The organism is Enterococcus sp. ZJ1622 (genome assembly GCF_011038845.1).
GTDB lineage: Bacteria > Bacillota > Bacilli > Lactobacillales > Enterococcaceae > Enterococcus_B.
Genome location: NZ_JAAKDW010000035.1, coordinates 1 through 3809, shown reverse-complemented (window position 1 = coordinate 3809; position 3809 = coordinate 1). Strand labels below are relative to the sequence as shown.

Here is a 3809-nt window from a genome sequence, read left to right as displayed (position 1 = left end):
TTCATGAAAGATCTCCTTCTAGTTTAAAAAGTTTTTGTTTTGTTCAACGAGGACTACTTTAACATGTGAGAATATTTCATAGGTAAAAGAATGATGACACTTTGTGACAAATCTACGTTTTTTGTAATAAAACCGGTAATTTATGTAAATGAAAATGTTTTCTGCAAGAAAAATGCGCTCTTTTTCACCTTTTTCTCTGGATTTTTTTGAAAAAATTGTTTAAGAAAAGATTAAACGAAGGGAACAATAGATGGATTTAAAAAAAAGACGTCAAAAAACTGCACCAAGAAACTGGTACAGTTCATGTAAACGAAAGTAGAAGACTATGCTTTATTACAGCCACAAAAGGCCTTCAACTCATTTAGCTTGTTTTAGCGCTCCACGCGATTAGTGATCATCGGAAAGAATTTCAAACAATAAATCGCACAAATACCAACAATAATATAGATAGCTTTTGCCAAAATTGTTGTTGATCCGCCAGCGATTGTCGCCACAAGATCAAACTCTAGTAAACCTACCAGCAACCAATTGAGTCCCCCAACGATCAGCAAAGTCAATGCAATGATGTCTAGTGTTTTCATTGTAATTACTCCTCTCCTTATTTGACATACTTCAATTATAAACGAAAGCATCAGATACGACTAAGATACTGCTTACCTAATGAAAAAAGAAAAAATGCTTAGGGATTCCCTGTATTCTCATTAAAAATTACACATGTAATTTAAAACGCTTGACAATTCGTCGAAAATCACTTACTTTTAGTATGTTTCAAAAAATATAATTTTTGGGAGTTACATAAAATGAAGAAAAAATTGATTGCTGGCGGAGTAGTTGCTGTATTTTTGTGTGTTGCTGGGTATACAGGCGGACGGTATGCAGATGAAGTAATACTTTGGGGTGGAGAGCCTGACGTCGAAACAATCAACAACAACCTCGTGAAACTGGATCAGAATCTGACAGAAAAAGAACAGAGAATCGATAGCTTGAATAGTAAGTTAAGCGATGAGCAAAAAGATTTGAGTAACTATCAATCGGCTGTTCGTGATTATCAAACGGAAATCGCTAATTTGAAAAACCAAAAGGACCAGTTGACTGCTGAAAAAAACAGTTATGAAAGCCAATTGGCAAGCAAAGATGCAGAATTACAAGGAAAGCAAAATGAGATCAACGATAAAATCAATGAAATCAATCAAAAAATCGATGAGATCAATCGTTTAAACGCAGATTGGAATGCGAAACTACAAGATGCTCAGACAAAACTTTCTGATTTGCAGAATACTGTAAATGGATTGAATCAGCAGATCGCTGCATTGACTCAAGAAAAAGCAGATCTGACGACACAATTAGCAGATACCAAAAAGAAACTTGATGAAGTAACAGCTGAAAATACCAATTTGAAAGATTATATCCAAAAATTGGAAAAAGCGAAAACTGATGTTTCAGATACTGCAGACAAATCACAGCAAATCGTTGACGAACATGTAAATAAATAAACGTCGAAACCTTCTTGACCAGAGGAAATTTCCTCTTGGATCAAGAAGGTTTTTTTGTATAAAAAATCGCTGAAATTCAACGGGAAAATAACCGATATACTTTACAAAATGAACGTATGTTCGTATAATGTAGTAAAGAGGTGAACAAGATGGAAACGAAATACGGCACAGTCACGAAGATTCGTACACTGAAAATCAGCGAAAGACCGCTTATCCGTTTTGGCCTGAATGAAGTTAATTGCCTGATCGCCAGTCACAGCTTGAACTTTCTAGCTGAAGTAGACGAAGGAATGAAACTGGTAGTGAAAGGGTATTATAACTCTAGAAAGCAATTCGTCGTACGAGAGTATCATGTACTAGGGAAACCGAGGATAGTAGTAGAATATGAGAAGAGCATCTACCCGAAGAAAAAAATGAAGTTGTGAAAAAGCTATTTTGCATCAAACAATAAGAACGATCAGATAAAAACAGCAATTCATGTTTTTCATCTGGTTGGGCTTAGTGTCGGATGATGATTCAGATGGACCACTTACTGATAGATGATATGTTTGGAATTGACTTTCACAATAGTCATTTAAAACAGCAGCGAAATGATTTTAGAAGTGTGAGCACACCTGCTAAATCATTTCGCTGCTGTCCATTAATTTATAAATACCAAAACGATGTTTATTTATAATACATCAAACATCTATAGCTAAAGATAGATATAATACGCATCAGCTTCCGAATCGACAGAATTTACTTTATAGAGTCCTTCTAGATTCATGTGGAGTTCTTCAGCGATCTGCTTGATATATTTATTGAATGTACCATTTTCTAATTTTAAATAATTCGCTACTTCTATGGAGATTATTTTGTTTCCTATACATCGAATGTTAAACTGCTTTATAACGTCATTTAGTTCAGTTTCATTAGGAAAGTTCTTTATCGATGATGCATGTTGCTTTATCGACATCAGTGTATTTTTTATCATTTTAAATTCATCCATAATTACACCTTCTCTAATTTTTTTAATTATAAGTTAATTATATAATATACTTTCATTTCTATCCATTTTTTTGCTAGTTGAGTTTCGCTAAAAACAAGCTGGATTCTTCAGCCTAGCGCATCATTTCTGCAAATCTTCTAATATTTTATTGCGATCTCATTTATATTTAAACCATGTATCGAGTGGTTATCCTTGTGTTAGCATTACATCCATGTTATAGTAAATAAGTAATCTAATTTGAAACGTAATCTGAGCGATATATTCACAGTATAAAAACTCCTTTTACCAAGTATTATTAATTGCAACAAAACACGTATGATATACGTATCAGGAGGAAATATATATGAATAACGGTACAGTAAAATGGTTTAACTCAGACAAAGGTTTTGGATTTATCACTGGTGAAGATGGAAATGACGTATTTGCACATTTCTCAGCGATCCAAGGAGAAGGCTTCAAGTCTTTAGATGAAGGTCAAGCAGTTACTTATGATATCGAAGATGGCCAACGTGGTCCTCAAGCAGTCAATATCGTAAAATAATGTTGAATTTTAACCGCCTCATGTGAGGTGGTTTTTTTATTTATATTTTTTAGTAAAAAAAGGGCTCTTTGTCAAATCAGACTGATAAGGTCATCTATGAACATCAAAGTTAGTAAAAGTTACTAGCTTTGATGTTTTTTTATGTGTAGCTGATTAACCCGTTGATTAGAAAAATCCGCAAACGCATATTGGTGAAACTGCGAAATCCATAAGCAATTCGTTTTAACGTTTTGATATGTGTGTGAAGATTCTCTAATTTTGCGTTAGAATACTTTTTCGAAAACGCTAGCTGAATTCCTTTTTCATATCTGAAAAAGGCTTTTTTGGTGTAGTGAAGTTCCGAGGGAACTTCTTTGGGCATTTCTCGAAGTAGCTGGAAAAAAGTAGCTGGTTGTTTCTCGTGATAAGCGCTAAGCAGCTTTTGATCATACTGATAAGCCGTTTTAAGTTCAAAAGAGAGTGAAAGTAGACGGTCAACTACTTCACTTTCTGTTAAATAGCGCCATTGAAAATTCTGCCATTTCTTGAATGTGGTGTAACTCATCTTCTGATTTTAGAAGTAATTTATGCAAAGATTTCAATTGTCGATAGTACTTGGCTTGTGAAGCGTCTTTTTGATCCAGCTGCTTCATCACACGTTTTCGAATACGGTCGAAAAACTTGTTCAAGTGTTGCACAATATGGAAGCGATTAATGATGATTTGTGCATTTGGAAAGCACTCTTTGACTAATGAAAAATAAGGGGCATTCATATCTGTGACAATGTAGCGAACCCCCATCCGAGCTT

General features: G+C 34.4%; 7 protein-coding genes. 3 read left to right on the top strand and 4 right to left on the bottom strand.

Annotated elements, in window-relative coordinates:
* Positions 1–371: 371 nt before the first annotated feature.
* Complete coding sequence (locus G7Y42_RS14725; protein WP_165007626.1) at positions 372–581, bottom strand: DUF378 domain-containing protein; 210 nt, start codon at positions 579–581, stop codon at positions 372–374.
* A gap of 219 nt (positions 582–800) precedes the next feature.
* Between G7Y42_RS14725 and G7Y42_RS14720 the strand changes: the two genes are divergently transcribed.
* Together G7Y42_RS14720 and G7Y42_RS14715 are read left to right on the top strand one after the other, a co-directional pair.
* Entirely contained in the window at positions 801–1493 is a 693-nt protein-coding gene (locus G7Y42_RS14720) for a DNA-directed RNA polymerase subunit omega (protein WP_165007622.1), read from the top strand.
* Positions 1494–1642: 149 nt separating this feature from the next.
* Complete coding sequence (locus G7Y42_RS14715; protein ID WP_165007619.1) at positions 1643–1918, top strand: hypothetical protein; 276 nt, start codon at positions 1643–1645, stop codon at positions 1916–1918.
* 269 nt (positions 1919–2187) lie between these two features.
* Here G7Y42_RS14715 and G7Y42_RS14710 read toward each other — a convergent pair whose 3' ends face one another.
* Positions 2188–2481 (bottom strand): hypothetical protein, encoded by a 294-nt coding sequence (locus G7Y42_RS14710; protein WP_165007616.1) that lies wholly within the window; start codon positions 2479–2481, stop codon positions 2188–2190.
* Positions 2482–2824: 343 nt separating this feature from the next.
* On the opposite strand from G7Y42_RS14710, the gene G7Y42_RS14705 reads away from it, so the two are divergent.
* On the top strand, positions 2825–3022 hold the full coding sequence (locus G7Y42_RS14705; protein WP_165007613.1) for a cold-shock protein: 198 nt from the start codon (positions 2825–2827) through the stop codon (positions 3020–3022).
* Between the two features lie 139 nt (positions 3023–3161).
* On the opposite strand, the gene G7Y42_RS14700 is transcribed toward G7Y42_RS14705, so the two are convergent.
* Together G7Y42_RS14700 and G7Y42_RS15170 are read right to left on the bottom strand one after the other, a co-directional pair.
* Positions 3162–3566, bottom strand: coding sequence for a transposase (locus G7Y42_RS14700; RefSeq protein WP_277424434.1), 405 nt, complete (start codon positions 3564–3566; stop codon positions 3162–3164).
* The coding region (locus tag G7Y42_RS15170; RefSeq protein WP_277424433.1) for a transposase at positions 3505–3809 on the bottom strand (305 nt) is incomplete at its 5' end. The genes G7Y42_RS15170 and G7Y42_RS14700, both read right to left, overlap by 62 nt.